Consider the following 225-nt stretch of genomic DNA (forward strand, 5'->3'; position numbering starts at 1 on the left):
GGTATAGGAGAAAAAAGATGGAAAACAACACAGTAAAGATCACAGGAAAAATTATGGAAACACCAGAGTATTTATTGACTTCACCAGATAGAAGAAAGATTTATAAATCAACTATAGAAGTCATGCGGACAAGTGGAAACATGGATGTCATACCGATTCAGGTGCCGGAACAGATAGTGCAGGAGATTCGGGATAATGTAGGAGGGAGAATTACAATCTTTGGAG

General features: G+C 38.2%; 1 protein-coding gene. It reads left to right on the forward strand.

Annotated features, from left to right (window positions below; genetic code table 11):
- Positions 1-17: 17 nt before the first annotated feature.
- Positions 18-225, forward strand: a 208-nt coding sequence (locus tag NE619_RS18615) for a hypothetical protein (protein WP_256133938.1), incomplete at its 3' end; no start/stop codon positions are given.

Source organism: Anaerovorax odorimutans (genome assembly GCF_024459955.1).
GTDB classification, from domain to species: Bacteria; Bacillota; Clostridia; order Peptostreptococcales; family Anaerovoracaceae; genus Hominibacterium; species Hominibacterium odorimutans_A.